This window comes from Streptomyces sp. NPDC088706 (assembly GCF_044752765.1).
In the GTDB taxonomy this organism is placed as follows: Bacteria; Actinomycetota; Actinomycetes; order Streptomycetales; family Streptomycetaceae; genus Streptomyces.
In genome coordinates this window covers 975,501-991,551 of record NZ_JBIVLW010000001.1, presented here as the reverse complement: position 1 = coordinate 991,551, position 16,051 = coordinate 975,501, and the positions used below count along the sequence as shown (strand labels likewise).

The 16,051-nt window shown below is 71.7% G+C and carries 13 protein-coding genes; 8 read left to right on the top strand and 5 right to left on the bottom strand.

What is annotated here, in order from left to right; all coding sequences use genetic code 11:
- Nucleotides 1–31 precede the first annotated feature (31 nt).
- The 3 genes from ACIQAK_RS04415 to ACIQAK_RS04405 all read right to left on the bottom strand — a co-directional run bounded on the left by ACIQAK_RS04415 (nt 32) and on the right by ACIQAK_RS04405 (nt 3,885).
- Nucleotides 32–2,527, bottom strand: coding sequence for a heavy metal translocating P-type ATPase (locus ACIQAK_RS04415; RefSeq protein WP_401847762.1), 2,496 nt, complete (start codon nt 2,525–2,527; stop codon nt 32–34).
- 93 nt (nt 2,528–2,620) lie between these two features.
- Entirely contained in the window at nt 2,621–2,941 is a 321-nt protein-coding gene (locus ACIQAK_RS04410; RefSeq protein ID WP_366387835.1) for a heavy-metal-associated domain-containing protein, read from the bottom strand.
- A 206-nt stretch (nt 2,942–3,147) separates the two neighbouring features.
- Nucleotides 3,148–3,885, bottom strand: coding sequence for a TetR/AcrR family transcriptional regulator (locus ACIQAK_RS04405; protein WP_366387836.1), 738 nt, complete (start codon nt 3,883–3,885; stop codon nt 3,148–3,150).
- Nucleotides 3,886–4,043: 158 nt separating this feature from the next.
- Between ACIQAK_RS04405 and ACIQAK_RS04400 the strand changes: the two genes are divergently transcribed.
- Both ACIQAK_RS04400 and ACIQAK_RS04395 read left to right on the top strand, forming a co-directional pair.
- Nucleotides 4,044–6,353, top strand: a complete 2,310-nt coding sequence (locus tag ACIQAK_RS04400) for an MMPL family transporter (RefSeq protein ID WP_366387837.1) — start codon at nt 4,044–4,046, stop codon at nt 6,351–6,353.
- Between the two features lie 243 nt (nt 6,354–6,596).
- On the top strand, nt 6,597–7,349 hold the full coding sequence (locus ACIQAK_RS04395) for a class I SAM-dependent methyltransferase (protein ID WP_366387838.1): 753 nt from the start codon (nt 6,597–6,599) through the stop codon (nt 7,347–7,349).
- 30 nt (nt 7,350–7,379) lie between these two features.
- Here the strand turns inward: ACIQAK_RS04395 and ACIQAK_RS04390 are convergent, their stop codons facing one another.
- Complete coding sequence (locus ACIQAK_RS04390) at nt 7,380–7,571, bottom strand: AlpA family transcriptional regulator (protein WP_010064909.1); 192 nt, start codon at nt 7,569–7,571, stop codon at nt 7,380–7,382.
- Nucleotides 7,572–7,830: 259 nt separating this feature from the next.
- On the opposite strand from ACIQAK_RS04390, the gene ACIQAK_RS04385 reads away from it, so the two are divergent.
- Nucleotides 7,831–8,367, top strand: coding sequence for a DinB family protein (locus ACIQAK_RS04385; protein ID WP_366387839.1), 537 nt, complete (start codon nt 7,831–7,833; stop codon nt 8,365–8,367).
- Between the two features lie 22 nt (nt 8,368–8,389).
- Here the strand turns inward: ACIQAK_RS04385 and ACIQAK_RS04380 are convergent, their stop codons facing one another.
- Entirely contained in the window at nt 8,390–9,325 is a 936-nt protein-coding gene (locus ACIQAK_RS04380; RefSeq protein ID WP_366387840.1) for a sugar phosphate isomerase/epimerase, read from the bottom strand.
- Between the two features lie 133 nt (nt 9,326–9,458).
- Here ACIQAK_RS04380 and iolC point away from each other — a divergent pair, with 133 nt between their 5' ends.
- Genes iolC through mmsA form a run of 5 tightly spaced genes read left to right on the top strand, consistent with a single transcriptional unit; the run spans nt 9,459 to nt 16,048 of the window.
- Nucleotides 9,459–10,508 carry a 5-dehydro-2-deoxygluconokinase gene (gene iolC, locus ACIQAK_RS04375; protein ID WP_366387841.1) on the top strand — a complete coding sequence of 350 codons (1,050 nt, stop codon included), beginning with the start codon at nt 9,459–9,461 and terminating at the stop codon, nt 10,506–10,508.
- On the top strand, nt 10,505–11,473 hold the full coding sequence (locus ACIQAK_RS04370; protein WP_366387842.1) for a deoxyribose-phosphate aldolase: 969 nt from the start codon (nt 10,505–10,507) through the stop codon (nt 11,471–11,473). The genes iolC and ACIQAK_RS04370 overlap by 4 nt, the downstream gene beginning before the upstream one ends.
- 9 nt (nt 11,474–11,482) lie before the next feature.
- Nucleotides 11,483–12,457 carry a 5-deoxy-glucuronate isomerase gene (gene iolB, locus ACIQAK_RS04365; protein ID WP_401847761.1) on the top strand — a complete coding sequence of 325 codons (975 nt, stop codon included), beginning with the start codon at nt 11,483–11,485 and terminating at the stop codon, nt 12,455–12,457.
- On the top strand, nt 12,454–14,505 hold the full coding sequence (iolD, locus tag ACIQAK_RS04360; protein WP_401362959.1) for a 3D-(3,5/4)-trihydroxycyclohexane-1,2-dione acylhydrolase (decyclizing): 2,052 nt from the start codon (nt 12,454–12,456) through the stop codon (nt 14,503–14,505). Before iolB ends, iolD begins: the two co-directional genes overlap by 4 nt.
- Nucleotides 14,506–14,545: 40 nt before the next feature.
- Nucleotides 14,546–16,048, top strand: coding sequence for a CoA-acylating methylmalonate-semialdehyde dehydrogenase (mmsA, locus tag ACIQAK_RS04355; RefSeq protein WP_366387843.1), 1,503 nt, complete (start codon nt 14,546–14,548; stop codon nt 16,046–16,048).
- The last annotated feature ends 3 nt before the right edge of the window (nt 16,049–16,051 follow it).

The following is a 16,051-nucleotide window of genomic DNA, read 5'->3' as shown; positions in this document are numbered from 1 at the left end:
ATCCGGTGTGATCTAAATCTCTTTGTGGAAGTTACGTGAAGGCACGCAACCGGAGGCTGTTCGTGACGACGAACACGGACGAAAACGCCATGGCGGCTCCCGCGATCATCGGGTTGAGCAGGCCACTTGCAGCCAGGGGCAGTGCCGCTACGTTGTAGCCGAAGGCCCAGAAGAGGTTGCCCCTGATGGTGGAAAGAGTACGCCTGGAAAGGCGGATTGCGTCAGCAATCACCTTGAGATCTCCACGAACCAGCGTGAGGTCGCTCGCCTCGATCGCCGCATCCGTCCCGGTGCCCATCGCCAGCCCCAGGTCCGCTGTGGTCAAGGCCGCCGCGTCGTTGACCCCGTCACCGACCATGGCCACGCTCCGGCCCTCCGCCTGAAGGCGCTTGACGACGTCGACCTTCTCCTCGGGGAGCACCTCGGCGTGGACCTCGTCGATGCCCACCTCGCGGGCCACGGCGTCGGCCACCGCCCGGTTGTCGCCGGTCAGCAGGACGGGCCGCAGCCCCAGGGCCCGCAGCTGGGCCACGGCGTCCGCGCTGCCCTCCTTGACGGCGTCGGCCACCCCGAGCACGCCTCGGGCCGCCCCGTCCCAGGCGACGGCCACCGCGGTACGTCCCTGCTCCGCCGCGTCCGCCAGGGCGGCGGCCAACTCCCGAGGGAGGGTGATGCCCGCGTCGGCGAGGAGGCGGGGGCGGCCGACGAGGACGGCGTGCCCTTCGACGACGCCCTGGACGCCGAGTCCGGGGATGTTGGCGAAGTCCTCGGGGGTGGGGAGGGTGGTTCCCAGGCGGCCGGTTGCGCCCGCTGCCACGGCTTGGGCGATCGGGTGCTCGGAGGAGTGTTCCAGTGCACCGGCCAGCCGCAGGACGTCGTCCTCGTCCGTGCCTTCGGCGGTGTGGACGGCGAGAAGGGTCATCCTGCCGGTGGTGATGGTGCCGGTCTTGTCCAGGACGATGGTGTCGGCGCGGCGGGTGGTTTCGAGGACTTCGGGGCCCTTGATGAGGATGCCGAGCTGGGCGCCTCGGCCGGTGCCGACCATGAGGGCGGTGGGGGTGGCGAGGCCGAGGGCGCAGGGGCAGGCGATGATCAGGACGGCGACGGCCGCGGTGAAGGCCGCGGTGGGTCCGGCGCCGCTGCCGAGCCAGAGGCCCAGGGTTCCCAGTGCCAGAGCGATGACGATGGGGACGAAGACGGCGGAGATGCGGTCGGCGAGGCGTTGGGCGGCTGCCTTGCCGTTCTGGGCGTCCTCGACCAGGCGGGCCATGCGGGCGAGTTGGGTGTCGGAGCCGATGCGGGTGGCCGCCACGACGAGACGGCCGCCGGCGTTGATCGTGGCTCCGGTGACCGGGTCGCCGACGGTGACCTCCACGGGTACGGACTCGCCGGTGAGCATCGAGGCGTCCACGGCGGAGCTGCCCTCCACGACCGTGCCGTCGGTGGCGATCTTCTCCCCGGGCCGGACCACGAAACGGTCCCCGACGACGAGCCGGTCGGCTCGGACGCGTACCTCCCTACCGTCTCTGAGCACGGCGACGTCCTTGGCGCCCAGGTGCATCAGCGCCCGGAGCGCGGCACCGGCCCTCCGCTTCGCACGCGCCTCCAGGTAGCGGCCCAGCAGGATGAACGTGATGACCCCTGCCGCGACCTCCAGGTAGATGGTGGAGCTCGCGTCGGCGCGCGAGACGGTGAGGTCGAACCCGTGGCGCATGCCCGGCATCCCCGCGTCCCCGAGGAACAAGGCCCACAGGGACCAGCCGAAGGCGGCGAGGGTGCCCATCGAGACGAGGGTGTCCATGGTGGCCGCGCCGTGCCGGAGGTTGGTCCAGGTGGCGCGGTGGAAGGGGAGGCCGCCCCAGGTGACGACGGGGGCGGCGAGGGTCAGCGAGAGCCACTGCCACTGGTCGAACTGGAGGGCCGGCACCATGGCGAGCAGGACGACGGGGACGCTGAGGGCGGCGGAGACGATGAGCCGCTGCCGGAGCGCGGCGAGGGAGGCGGCCTGTTCCGCTTCAGCAACCGCCGTCGAGGCGTCGGCCGCCGTCGAGGCATCGGCCGGGGCGGGGGCGGTGGCCGGCCGGGGCTGCTGCGGGCGCTCGTGGTCCTGCGGGGGCTCGGAGTCCTGCGCCGGCTCGGGGGCATTCGTGGGCTCGGGGTCCTGCGCCGGCCTCGGTCCTGGCTCGGGCCTCGGCCCTGGCTCGGGCCCCTGCTCAGGCTCGGGCCCCGGTGCGGGTCCTCGCAGCCGCTCCGGCTTCTGGTCAGGTTTCCGCACCGGGGTTGCGATGGGGCGGGCCGTGTAGCCGGTCTTCTCGACCGTAGCGACGAGGTCCGCCAGCTCCAGCCCCTGCGCGAAAGTGACGCGCGCCTTCTCGGTGGCGTAGTTCACCGTGGCGGTCACGCCGTCCATCCGGTTGAGCTTCTTCTCGACGCGGGCGGCGCACGAAGCGCACGTCATGCCGCCGATCATGAGCTCGGCTCCGGAGGCGTCCGCGGCCGGAGGGTCGGCTGCTGCTGTGCTGGCCATGTCCGAACTCCTGGGTAACGCAGGTCGGGCCGTACCTCACCAGTATCTGCTGGTGAGGTACGGCCCGACGGTGAACGGGTGGTGCGCCGGCGCTCAGGCGGCCCGGCCGACGAGCTCGTAACCCGCCTCGTCGACGGCGGCGCGGACTGCGTCCTCGGCCAGCGGGGCCTTGGAGGAGACGGTGACGCGGCCGGTGGAGGCGACGGCCTTGACGGACGTCACACCCCCGAGCGCGGAGATCTCCTCCGACACGGCGCCTTCGCAGTGGCCACAGGTCATGCCCTTCACCTCGTACACCGTGGTGACCGAGTCCGTCGGCTCGATCCGCACGTCGGCGGCGTCGCCGTGGCAGGAACCGGTGGGTGAGCAGCAGGAGCCGGGGGACTGGGTGGTGGGCTCGGTCTCGGCGGTCATGACGTTCTCCTCTTCGGCGGACACACGTTCGTCAGCGCGTCTTGGGGCAACACGTTCTGTCGTTGTTACGAGTGAGGCGCGGGGGGCCGCAGGGAAGCCCGGGGTGCCTTACTCACTCCATACTATACCCCCAGGGGGTATCGACGAGTCTCAGGCGTGCCGGGCGCCGCCGATGATCTCGGCCCTGACCGCCGGCGCGCTCCGCCCTAGGGGGTGCGGCCGACCCGGGCGTGCGGGGCGAGATGGGGGGAGTCGTCGCCGATCAGGGGGTCCAGATAGCGGTACATGGCCGCCTTCATCTCCCGGATGTAGGCCTCGCGCTCTTCTCCTTCGTGCGCCATGACCAGGTCCAGCCCGGCTTTGAACACCATGAAGGCCATCTCGGCGACCCGGTGGAGCTGGGTGGCGGGGATGTCCGGAAGGTAGTCGGCGAGGATCCCCTCCACCCGGCTCAGCATGGCGATGTGCAGGGTGTCGTGCTCCTCGGTGATCCGGCCGGGGATCTCCGAGCCGTGCATGAGGACGAAGAACGCCGGGTTCTCGCAGTTGAACGCGATCAGCGGGTCGAGGATGGCGTCCAGCATCCGGTCGAGCGGCAGCTGGAGGTGGGTCTGGTCGAAGGCGGCGCCGTACGTGTCGCGCCAGCGGTGGAGCAGCTGGTCGCCGAGCTCGACGGCGATGGCTTCCTTGTTCGGGAAGAACTGGTACAGCGTGCCCGGTGAGACGCCTGCCTCGCGGGCGATGGCGTTGGTGCTGGACGCGGTGTAGCCGCTGGTGCAGAAGACGCTGGCCGCAGCCTGGAGGAGCTGGGCGATACGGGCTTCGCCACGGGCCTGGCGGCGGCGGGGGCGTGCGGTCCCCGCGGTGCCGCCCGTCCCGTCGGCGGCGGGTTTTCCGGCTGCGCCGTCCCCTGCGGTGCCCCTCTTGGCTTTGGCCTCCGACACGGTCAATCCCCAGCTTTCGTGATGCGTTTGACAAACACGAGTACTCGCTCGCATTCTTATAAAACACGAGCGATCACTCGTGTTTGCCAGTGTAAGTGGCAACGACTGACCCATGCTGCCCTGTGCCGCCCGGGTCTCGGTGAAGGGGACACCGCACCATGTCCGAAGTCAACGGTCCACCCGGTCCGCCCGCCTCTCCTGGTTCTCCTGGTCCGCGTCCTGTCGGAGGCTGGACCCGGTTCGTCACCGCCAGGCCCCGGCTCGCCCTGCTGGCCGCCCTGGTGATCACCGCCCTGGCCGTGTTCGCCGGGAGCGGCGTGGCCGACCGGATGGGCAGTGGTGGCTGGCAGGCCCCCGACGCCGAGTCGTCCTACGCCACCGAGGCGCTGGAGCGGGAGTTCCCCGCCTCGCAGCCCAACCTGCTCCTGCTGGTGGACAGCGGCCCTGCCTCCGTCGACGACCCGGCGGTGGCGGCCGAGGCCGCACGGCTCACCGAACGGCTCGCCGCCGAGCAAGGCATATCGGGGGTCACCTCGTACTGGCAGACCAAGGTGCCCGCCCTGCGCGCCGAGGACGGCCGGGAAGCGCTCATCGCGGCCCGGATAGCGGGCGACGAGACGGAGGCGGGGGAGACGCTCGAACGGATCGCTCCCGCCTTCGCCGGGGAGAGCGGCCCGGTGACGGTCTCGGTCGGCGGGCCCGTCGCCGTCCAGCACGAGATGCAGACGATCATCCAGGAGGACCTGCTGCGGGCCGAGCTCATCGCCCTGCCGGTGACGCTGATCCTGCTGGTCATGGTCTTCGGCAGCGCGATCGCCGCCATGCTGCCGCTCCTCGTCGGCATCGTCGCGATCCTCGGCACCAACGCCGTGCTGCGCGGACTGACCGAGTTCACCGACGTCTCGGTCTTCGCCATGAACCTCACTACGGCCCTCGGCCTCGGACTGGCCATCGACTACGCCCTGTTCATCGTCCGCCGCTTCCGTGAGGAGCTGGACGCCGGGGCCGGTACCCGGGCGGCGGTCGGCACCACGTTGCGCACGGCCGGACGCACGGTGCTCTTCTCCGCGCTGACGGTTGCCGTGTCCCTGTCGGCGATGCTCGTCTTCCCGCAGTACTTCCTGCGGTCCTTCGCCTACGCCGGGATCGCCGTGGTCCTGCTGGCCGCGGCCGCCGCACTGATCCTGCTGCCCGCCGCGCTCATGCTGCTGGGCCCCCGGGTCAACGCGCTGGACCTGCGCCGCCTGCTGCGCGGCAGAAAGAGGACGGCAGCCGCTGTCGTGGAGTCCGGCAGGGGGTGGGCGCGCTTCGCCGAGTTGGTGATGCGCAGGGCACCTGTCTTCGCCATCGTCACCACGGTGGGGCTCGTCCTTCTCGGACTGCCCTTCCTCGGCGTCAAGTTCGGTACGGCGGACGACCGCCAGCTCCCCGTCGGCGCCGAGTCCCGGGTGGTCCAGGAGCACATCCGGGACGGCTTCCCCGGCAGTCCGAGCGGCGGCCTGGAGATGCTGGTCGAGGGAGAGGGGACGCCCGCCGCGTACGCGACCCTGAAGGACCGGATCGAGAAGGTCCCGGGCGTGCTGCGCGTCGAGGGCCCGGTCGCGGCGGACTCGGCCGCGTACTTCAGCGTGCTGCCGGACGGCGAGGCGGTCGGAGAGCAGACCCAGCAGCTCGTACGGGACCTGCGCGCGATGCCCGCGGACTCCTTCGACACCTCGGTGACAGGTACGGCGGCGGTCCTGGTCGACTCCAAGGACGCCATCGCGGACCGGCTCCCCTGGGCGATCGGCATCGTCGTGGTGGCGACACTGCTCCTGGTCTTCCTGCTCACCGGCAGTGTGCTCATACCGATCCAGGCGGTCCTGCTCAACGCCCTCAGCCTCACGGCGATGTTCGGGGCGGTGGTCTGGGTCTTCCAGGACGGGAACCTCTCCGGGCTTCTCGCCTTCACCAGTACGGGGGACATCGAGACGACCCTGCCCGTCCTGATGTTCTGCGTGGCCTTCGGGCTCTCCATGGACTACGGGGTCTTCCTGCTCTCCCGCATCAAGGAGGAGTACGACCGGACCGGTGACCACGAACGCTCGGTCACCTTCGGGCTGTCCCGCACCGGCGGTCTGATCACCGCGGCCGCAGTGATCCTCGCGGTCGTGATGGTCGCCATCGGCACCTCACGGGTCACCAACACCAAGATGCTGGGGCTCGGGATCGCCCTCGCCGTCCTGATGGACGCCATGGTGGTCCGCAGCCTGCTGGTACCCGCGGTGATGAAGCTGACGGGCCACGCCACCTGGTGGGCGCCCGGGCCGCTGCGCGCCTTCCACCACAAGTTCGGCCTCAGCGAAGGGGAGTCGGCCCCGGCCGCTTCCGGTACGAAGGGGGAGCCCGGCGGCCCCGGGGACGACCCGGCCGGCGGGGAGATACCCGAGACGGCCCGGGACGGGGAGAAGGTCACCACGGGGGCGTAGGTGCCCGCTTCTGCCGCGGCCGGCCCGGGATCGGTTCGGAAACAGCTCTCGGGCCGGCCGTGGAAGGCCCCCTGACGGGCCGTGGCGGGCGCGCGGACGGCCTGGCCGCCCGGGGGCGGTGGGCCAGGGCTCCCGCTCGGCCGCGCACCCTCTGGGCGCCCTCGGGACGATCACCGAACCTGCCTTGACCTGGGCTTTCGCCCTCTCGATCACTAGAATTGGCGCATGGGGAAAGGGGGCCGGATGGACCGGAACATCCGCACGCCGGACGATGTCATGACGCTCTTGGACGACCTGTTCGTACCCGAGGCGCACCGCTGGACCGCTGACGCCGCGTCATGGTGGGACGACTTCTACGGGGACCGTTCGAAGCCGGTGCCCTTCTTCGTGGACAAACCCGACGAGAGCCTCGTCTCGTACGTCGACCGGGGGCTGATCGCCCCGGGCCGTGCGCTCGACCTGGGCTGCGGCCCCGGGCGCAACGCGCACGCGCTGGCCTCGTTCGGCTTCGACGTCGATGCGATCGACCTCTCCCCGGCGGCGATCGCCTGGGCCGAGGAGCGCGCCAAAGCGTCGGGGGGCGAGGCTCGGTTCCACCGCGGGGACGCCTTCGCCCTGACGTCGGGCGGGGCGGAGCTGGCGGGCCCGTACGACCTGATCTATGACTCCGGGTGCTTCCACCACCTGCCGCCCCACCGGCGTATCAGCTACCTGGCCCTCCTCGACCGCTGTCTGGCACCCGGTGGCCGTTTCGCGCTCACCTGCTTCGCGGCAGGCGAGGGCGGCATGGGCTCCGAGCTGCCGGACGCGGAGCTCTACCGGCAGGGAAGCCTTCATGGCGGACTCGCCTACACCGCCGAGGAGTTGCGCCGGGTCTTCTCGGACCTGACGGAGATCGAGCTGCGCCGTATGCACGACGAGGCGCCCGGGTCCGAGGTGGTCGGTGAGTCCTTCCTCTGGACGGCGCTGTTCCGCAAGGAGGCGCCCGGGCGGTAGTGCCCGGGCGCCGGTGGATCGGGGTCGGCGTCAGCGGCCCCGGTTGCGCGGGCGGGAGGCGACCCAGGCGCGGACGGTGTCGCCGTACCAGTACGGCTTTCCGTTCTTCACCTGGTCGGGCGGAGGGAGGAGGCCGTGTTTGCGGTAGGAGCGGACGGTGTCCGGCTGGACCTGGATGTGCGCGGCAATGTCCTTGTAGGACCAGAGTGTTCTGTCCGTCATCCGTGACACCTTTCTGCTCTGCTCTGCTCTGTGCTGCTCGGTTCTGCCCCCGGTGATCACTCAGCCTGCGCTCGGTTGAACGACCTCGAACGGCAGGCCGGGTGGGGCTGTTGTGCGTCTGTGACGGAAAACCCGCGTAACGGAGATATGTGTGGCGAAACGGTGACTGGAGTGACAGAAGGGGCGAACGGTAAACGCCTTGTCGAGTCGCCCACCTGCTGCCCGGGCGATGTCAGACCCGGATGTCACGATGACGGCCATGAGCACTTTCGAACGTCCGATGCCCCCTCTCGTCGCCGATGAGCGGACCTCACTGGAGAGCTGGCTCGACTTCTACCGCGCCACCCTCGTCCAGAAGTGCGCGGAGCTGCCCGAAGAGAGGCTCCGTGACGCCTCGGCGGCACCCTCGTCGATCACGCTGCTCGGACTGGTCCAGCACGCTGCGGCCGTCGAGCGGAACTGGTTCCGGCGGGTCCTCGTGCAGGAGGACGTTCCGCCGCTGTTCGCCCCTGGCGACGGAGGAGGGAGCGGGGGCGGGAGCGGGGGCGGTGGACACGACGGTGGGTTCGAGCTCGCCGAGCACGCCACGTACGAGGAAGCGCTGACGGTATGGGAGGGCGAGGTCCGGCGGGGCCGGGAGAACTGCGCGGGCCGGGGGCTCGACGACACCTGTCCGTTCATGGGGGGTGAGGTGACGCTCCGCTGGATCTACACGCACATGATCGGCGAGTACGCGCGCCACTGCGGGCACGCCGATCTGATCCGTGAGCGCATCGACGGGCGTACGGGAGTCTGACGCGGAGCCCGCCCCGGGAAGGTCAACGTGTGGCGCGGGACGTGCTGGGCCTGCCGCAGGAGCGGAGGAACTCGCGGGTGCGGCGTGCGATCGGGAGCGGCCTGTCCGGGTCGCACGGGTACATGTCCTGCTCCACGATGGCGAACAGGTCGACGTCCAGGGCGCGCGCCGCGTCCAGGACCGGTTCCAGGGCGGGTACGCCGCCGGGCGGTTCGCACATCACGCCCCTGGCCACGGCCGGGCCGAACGGGATCTCGTCCGCCACCACCGCCGCCAGGACCCCGGGGTCGACCTGCTTGAGGTGGAGGTAGCCGATGCGCTCCCCGTACGTCTCGATGAGCTTGACGCTGTCACCGCCGCAGTAGGCGTAGTGCCCGGTGTCCAGGCAGAGCGAGACCAGGGAGGGGTCGGTGGCGTCGAGGAAGCGGTTGACGTTCTCCTCGCTGTCGATGTGGGTGTCCGCGTGCGGGTGGACCACGATGCGGAGCCCGTAGCGCTCCCGGACCTCCCGGCCGAGGCGCTCCGTCTGCGTCGTCAGATCCCGCCACTGCGCGGGGGTGAGCGTGCGGTCCTCCAGGACCTCGCCCGTCTTGTCGTCGCGCCAGAAGGAGGGGATGACGACCAGGTGTTCCGCTCCCATGGCCCGGGTCAGTTCGGCGATGCCGGCGACGTGCGCCCAGGTCCGGTCCCAGACGTCGGGCCCGTGGTGCAACCCGGTGAACACGGTGCCGGCGGAGACGGTGAGCCCCCGGCTGCGGGTCTCGTCCGCCAGCCTCGCCGGGTCGGTGGGCAGATAGCCGTACGGGCCCAGCTCGATCCATTCGTACCCCGCCTCGGCCACCTCGTCGAGGAAGCGCTGCCAGGGCACCTGCCGCGAGTCTTCGGGGAACCACACCCCCCACGAGTCGGGTGCCGAGCCGATGCGGATGCGGGTCGAAGAGGGTGCGGAGGGGGTCATATCGCCCAGCGTCGCGGCTTGTGCGGACGAGTGTCAAGGCTTCGTCCGAATGTCCGGACAAAATGTTGACAGGGTTCCCGGGAGGGGACTAGACCTGGGAGCAGCCGGCCGCCGGTGGGTCGAAGGGATGCGCATGCCTGAGCCGTACGACGTGATCACCATGGGGCGGATCGGGGTGGACATCTACCCCCAGGACGTCGGGGTACCGCTCGCCCGCGTCGAGACGTTCAACAAGTTCCTCGGCGGCTCCCCGACGAACGTCGCGGTGGCGGCGGCGCGGCTGGGCCGGCGGACGGCGGTGATCACCCGTACCGGCCGGGACGCCTTCGGGGACTACCTCCACCAGGAGCTCCGGGGGTTCGGGGTGGACGACCGGTGGGTGACGGCGGTCGAGGAGTACCCGACCCCGGTCACGTTCTGCGAGATCTTCCCGCCGGACGACTTCCCGCTCTACTTCTACCGGCAGCCCAAGGCGCCCGATCTGGAGATCCACCCGCCGGAGCTCGACCTCGGCGCGGTGCGCGATGCGCGGATCTTCTGGATGACCGGTACCGGACTCAGCGCCGAGCCCAGCCGGGCCGCGACGCTGGCGGCGCTCCGGGCCCGTAGCGAGAGCGCCCGTAGCGAGAGCGCCCGCGGCGAGGACCCGGCCGGAGAGTCCCGTACCGCGACCGTGTTCGACCTCGACTGGCGGCCCATGTTCTGGGACGGCGGGGACCACAGCTCCGTCGCACTCGCCCGCTACCGGGAAGCGCTCGCCCACGCCACCGTCGCCGTCGGCAACGTCGACGAGTGCGCGATCGCAACCGGCGAGCGCGAACCGCACGCCGCCGCCCGCGCCCTGCTCGCGGCCGGGGTGGAACTCGCCGTCGTCAAGCAGGGGCCGAAGGGCGTCCTCGCCGTCCACCGCGACGGCTCGACGGCCGATGTGCCGCCACTGCCGGTGGAGGTCCTCAACGGGCTGGGCGCCGGGGACGCGTTCGGCGGGGCGCTCTGCCACGGACTGCTCGCCGGGTGGGACATCGCGCGGATCATGCGGTACGCGAACGCCGCCGGGGCCATCGTCGCCGCCCGGCTCGCCTGCTCCTCGGCGATGCCCTTCCCGGCGGAGGTCGAGCGCGCCCTCGCCGAGGGGGCCGTGACCGGGGAGATCGCCTCCGGGCCCCCTGGAGCGAGCTCATGACCCCCGCCGCCCCCTCCGTCCACCACCTGGTCCGGCTCCGCGCCGAGCGCCCCGAAGCGATCGCCGAAGCCGCCGCACGACGGAAGCGGCGCCCCCTGCTCCGTACCCCCGACACCGCCTCGGACCGTGCGCGCCCGCCCCACTCCACCGCCCGGGAGAGCCCGCCCCACCCCGGTCGGCTGATGATCATCGCCGCCGACCACCCCGCACGCGGCGCCCTCGCCGTCGGGGACCGGGCCCTCGCCATGGCCAACCGGTTCGAGCTCCTCCAGCGGCTCTGCCTCGCCCTCTCCCGCCCCGGCGTCGACGGCGTCCTCGCCTCCGCCGACGTCCTGGACGACCTGCTCCTCCTGGGCGCCCTGGAGGACAAGGTCGTCATGGGCTCCATGAACCGGGGCGGGCTCGCGGGCGCCGCCTTCGAACTCGACGACCGGTTCACCGGGCACCGCGCCGAGGACCTGGTCCGCCACGGGTTCGACGCGGGCAAGCTGTTGCTCCGCATCGACCACGACGACCCCGGCTCCCTGGACACCCTGCACGCCGCCGCCCGCGCCATCGACGCGATGGCCGCGCACCGGCTGCCCGTCTTCGTCGAACCGTTCCTCTGCCGGCGCGTCGACGGCCACCTCCGCAACGACCTGGACGCCGCCGCCGTGACCACCTCCATCGCCATCGCGTCGGGCCTGGCCGGGAGCTCCGCGTACACCTGGCTCAAGGTCCCCGTCACCGAGGACCCGGACGACATGGCCCAGGTCATGGAGACCTCCACGCTGCCCGCCGTCCTGCTCGGCGGGGAGGTGGGCGACGACCCGGACGGGGCGTACGCGAGGTGGCGCGAGGCGCTGCGGCTGCCGACCGTGCGGGGGCTGGTCGTGGGGCGTTCGCTGCTCTACCCGGTGGACGGGGATGTGGCGGGCGCCGTCGACACCGCCGTAGCGCTGCTCCAGCCGGAGAAGGACGGGTAGGGAGGGGGCATGGAGACGCACCACGAGCAGCACGAGCACCATGAGCATCCCGGCCGCGGCATGACGCGCGCCGGACGCCACCACCTGCCCTCCGGCAGCGCGGGTCGCGGCCCCTATGTCCTGGACATCGATCCGGAAACGGCCGGATGGGACCGGTCCCATCTGCGTGTTCTGGAGCTGGAGCCGGGCGGAGTTCATACGTTCGTCACCGGGGAGAGCGAATGGATCGTCCTGCCGTTGGCCGGTGGCTGTACGGTGCGTACGGCAGGTGACACCTTTGAACTGCTGGGCCGGGAAAGCGTGTTCAGCGGGGTGAGTGACTTCGCCTACGTGCCGCGCGACGACCGGGCGCAGATCGCCTCCGACGCAGGAGGCCGCTTCGCCCTGGCAGGAGCGAAGTGCGAGCGACGACTCCCCGCTCGCTACGGCCCCGCGCCGGAGGTACCCGTCGAGCTGCGCGGCACCGGCACCTGCTCGCGCCAGGTCAACAACTTCGCTGCTGCCGACACCTTCGTGTGCGACCGTCTGATCGCCGTCGAAGTGCTCACCCCCGGCGGCAACTGGTCCTCCTACCCGCCCCACAAGCACGACGAGCACGTGCCGGGCGAGGAGTGCGAGCTGGAGGAGATCTACTACTTCGAGGTGGCGGGCGGCGGCCTCGGCTACCACCGGGTCTCCCCGTCGCGCGAGGGCGGTACGGATGTCCTCGCCGAGGTCGGCGACGGCGACGCGGTCCTCATCCCCGACGGCTGGCACGGTCCGTCCATCGCCCCGCCCGGCCGGACGCTGTACTACCTGAACGTGATGGCGGGGCCGGGGGAGGAGCGGGCCTGGCTGATCCGCGACCATCCGGACCACGGATGGATCCGCGACACCTGGCCGAACGAGCCGGTCGACGCCAGACTGCCGCTGTACACGGCGCATCCGCAGACGGCCCGCCCGGACACGGCGCGTCCGTCGCCCGGCCCGGAGGTAACGCCTTGAGCCCGACGAGTCCCGCGAGCCACCCCGACTCCCGTAACGCGAGCCCCACCGACGGAGCGAGCCCCGCGAGCCGCACCGGCCCCCGTAACGCGTCCCCCACCCGCCGCCTGACCACCGCTCAGGCCCTGGTGGCCTTCCTCGCCCGCCAGTACACCGAGCGCGACGGCCGCCGCCGGCGCCTGATCAACGCCACCTGGGGCATCTTCGGCCACGGCAACGTCGCCGGGATCGGCCAGGCGCTCGTGGAGGCCGGCAACGGAACGCGGAACGGCCTCGGGACGCGGACCGGCGACGGGACGCGGACCAGGCCCCGGATGCCGTACCTCCAGGGCCGCAACGAACAGGCCATGGTGCACGCGGCCGTGGGGTACGCCCGCCAGTCCGGCCGGCTCTCCGCGCACGCGGTGACCACCTCCATCGGCCCGGGCGCCACCAACCTCGTCACCGGCGCCGCCCTGGCCACCATCAACCACCTGCCGGTGCTCCTGCTCCCCGGCGACACGTTCGCGGCCCGGCCCGCCGACCCCGTACTCCAGCAGCTCGAAGTGCCGTACGCCGGTGACGTGTCGGTCAACGACTGCCTGCGGCCCGTCTCGCGCTACTTCGACCGGGTCACCCGCCCGGAGGCGCTGATTCCGGCAGCGTTGCAGGCGATGCGGGTCCTGGCCGACCCGGCCGGGACGGGCGCGGTCACGCTGGCGCTGCCGCAGGACGTGCAGGCGGAGGCGTACGACTGGCCCGAGGAGTTCTTCGCCGAGCGGATCTGGCAGGTCCGCAGGCCGGCCCCCGACGCGGCCGAGCTGGAAGCGGCGGTACGGGCGGTGCGCTCCGCCCGCCGCCCCCTGATCGTCGCGGGCGGCGGGGTCCGCCACAGCGCCGCCGAGGAGACCCTCGCCGCGTTCACCGCCGCCACCCGCATCCCGGTCGCCGCCACCCAGGCGGGCAAGGGGGCCCTGCGCCACGACCACCCGGCGGACGTCGGCGGCATCGGCCACACCGGTACCGCCACCGCCGACGAGCTGGCCCGCACCGCCGACCTGGTGATCGGCATCGGCACCCGGTACACCGACTTCACCACCGCCTCCGGCACCCTCTTCGAGAACCCGGCCGTCCGCTTCCTCAACCTCAACATCACCGGCTTCGACGCCCACAAGCTCGCCGCCCTCCCCCTGGTCGCCGACGCCCGCACCGGCCTGGAGGCGCTCACCACCGCGCTCGCCGGGCGGGGGTACCGGATCGACCCGGCGTACGAGACGGAGTACGCCGGCGCGAAGGACGCATGGGAGGAACGGGTCGAGGCGTCCTTCACCACCCCCGACCCCACCGCGCGCCCCACCCAGACCCAGGTGCTCGGCCTCCTCGACACCCTGGTCACCGAGGAGGACATCCTCATCAACGCCGCAGGTTCGCTCCCCGGCGACCTGCACAAGCTCTGGCGCACCCGCTCCCGCGACCAGTACCACGTGGAGTACGGCTACTCCTGCATGGGCTACGAGATCCCGGCCGCGATCGGCGTCCTGCTCGCGACCGGCGCCCACGGGCACCCTGACCGGCCCCGTCCCGTCTGGGCGCTCGTCGGCGACGGCACGTACCTGATGAACCCCACCGAGATCGTCACCGCCGTCCAGGAGAACCTGCCCCTGAAACTGCTGATCCTCCAGAACCACGGGTACGCCTCCATCGGCGGCCTCTCCGAAGCGGTCGGCGGCGAGCGTTTCGGCACGGCCTACCGCCACCGCGACGCCGACGGCGGCCTCACCGGCCCCCCGCTCCCCGTCGACCTGGCCGCCAACGCGGCCTCCCTCGGGATGCGGGTCCTGCGCGCCGACACCGTCGACGACCTGCGCAAAGCGCTCGCGGAGGCCCGCGGCGCGCAGGGTCCCACTTGTGTCTACGTCGAGACCGAAACGCCCGACACAGTGTCGGGCCCCCCTCCGGCACAGGCGTGGTGGGATGTTCCGGTAGCCGAAACCGCGAGCCGTCCGGCGGCGGTCAAGGCCCGGGAGGAGTACGACCGGCAGGTCGCCGCCCGACGCCGCCACCTGTGAAACCACGCCTGCGCCTGTCTGCAGCCTGAAGGAGTACGTCATGACGAAGACCGTCAACCACTGGATCGGCGGCAAGACGGTGGAGGGCACGTCGGGCAAGTACGGTCCGGTCACGGACCCGGCCACCGGCGCGGTCACCACGCAGGTGGCGCTCGCCTCGACGGAGGAGGTCGACGCCGCGGTGACCGCGGCGAAGGCCGCGTACGCGACATGGGGCACGTCCTCCCTCGCCCAGCGGACCGCCGTCCTCTTCCGCTACCGCGCGCTGCTGGACGCCCACCGCGACGACATCGCCGCCCTGATCACCGCCGAGCACGGCAAGGTGCACTCGGACGCGCTGGGCGAGGTCGCCCGAGGTCTGGAGATCGTCGAGCTGGCGTGCGGGATCACCACCCAGCTCAAGGGCGAGTTGTCCACCCAGGTCTCCAGCCGGGTCGACGTCTCCTCGATCCGCCAGTCCCTCGGCGTGGTCGCGGGCATCACCCCGTTCAACTTCCCCGCCATGGTGCCGATGTGGATGTTCCCGCTGGCGATCGCGTGCGGCAACACGTTCGTGCTGAAGCCGAGCGAGAAGGACCCGTCGGCCGCCAACCTGCTGGCCGAGCTGGCGGCCGAGGCCGGCCTCCCGGACGGCGTCCTCAACGTCCTGCACGGCGACAAGGTCGCCGTCGACGGCCTGCTCAACCATCCCGACGTGGCGGCCGTCTCCTTCGTCGGCTCCACCCCCATCGCCCGCTACATCCACGCCACCGCCTCCGCCAACGGCAAGCGCGTCCAGGCCCTCGGCGGCGCGAAGAACCACATGCTCGTCCTCCCGGACGCCGACCTGGACGCGGCGGCCGACGCGGCGGTCTCGGCGGCGTACGGCTCCGCCGGTGAGCGCTGCATGGCGATCTCGGCGGTCGTCGCGGTCGGCGCGATCGGCGACGAGCTGGTCGCCAAGATCCGCGAGCGCGCCGAGAAGATCACGATCGGCCCCGGCAACGACCCCGCCTCCGAGATGGGCCCCCTGATCACCGCCGCCCACCGCGACAAGGTCGCCTCGTACGTCACGGGCGCCCCCGCCCAGGGCGCGGAGGTCGTCCTCGACGGCACGGGCCACACGGTGGAGGGCTTCGAGGACGGCCACTGGATCGGCCTCTCCCTCCTGGACAAGGTCTCCACCGACTCCGACGCGTACCGGGACGAGATCTTCGGCCCGGTCCTGTGCGTGCTCCGCGTGGAGACGTACGAGGACGGCGTCGCGCTCATGAACGCCTCGCCGTTCGGCAACGGCACCGCGATCTTCACCCGCGACGGCGGCGCGGCCCGCCGCTTCCAGCTGGAGGTCGAGGCGGGCATGGTCGGCGTCAACGTGCCGATCCCGGTCCCGGTGGGCTACCACTCCTTCGGCGGCTGGAAGGACTCCCTCTTCGGCGACCACCACATCTACGGCAACGACGGCGTGCACTTCTACACCCGCGGCAAGGTCGTCACCACCCGCTGGCCGGACCCGGCGGACGCGCCGTCGGGCGTCGACCTGGGGTTCCCGCGCAACCACTGACCG

Excerpts from the sequence above, each read along its gene's own strand:
- iolC (WP_366387841.1), top strand. The coding sequence starts at position 9,459 with ATGCCTGAGCCGTACGACGTGATCACCATGGGGCGGATCGGGGTGGAC.
- ACIQAK_RS04370 (WP_366387842.1), top strand. The coding sequence starts at position 10,505 with ATGACCCCCGCCGCCCCCTCCGTCCACCACCTGGTCCGGCTCCGCGCC.
- ACIQAK_RS04415 (WP_401847762.1), bottom strand. The coding sequence starts at position 2,527 with ATGGCCAGCACAGCAGCAGCCGACCCTCCGGCCGCGGACGCCTCCGGA.
- ACIQAK_RS04380 (WP_366387840.1), bottom strand. The coding sequence starts at position 9,325 with ATGACCCCCTCCGCACCCTCTTCGACCCGCATCCGCATCGGCTCGGCA.
- mmsA (WP_366387843.1), top strand. The coding sequence starts at position 14,546 with ATGACGAAGACCGTCAACCACTGGATCGGCGGCAAGACGGTGGAGGGC.
- ACIQAK_RS04400 (WP_366387837.1), top strand. The coding sequence starts at position 4,044 with ATGTCCGAAGTCAACGGTCCACCCGGTCCGCCCGCCTCTCCTGGTTCT.
- iolB (WP_401847761.1), top strand. The coding sequence starts at position 11,483 with ATGGAGACGCACCACGAGCAGCACGAGCACCATGAGCATCCCGGCCGC.
- ACIQAK_RS04410 (WP_366387835.1), bottom strand. The coding sequence starts at position 2,941 with ATGACCGCCGAGACCGAGCCCACCACCCAGTCCCCCGGCTCCTGCTGC.
- ACIQAK_RS04385 (WP_366387839.1), top strand. The coding sequence starts at position 7,831 with ATGAGCACTTTCGAACGTCCGATGCCCCCTCTCGTCGCCGATGAGCGG.
- ACIQAK_RS04395 (WP_366387838.1), top strand. The coding sequence starts at position 6,597 with ATGGACCGGAACATCCGCACGCCGGACGATGTCATGACGCTCTTGGAC.
- ACIQAK_RS04390 (WP_010064909.1), bottom strand. The coding sequence starts at position 7,571 with ATGACGGACAGAACACTCTGGTCCTACAAGGACATTGCCGCGCACATC.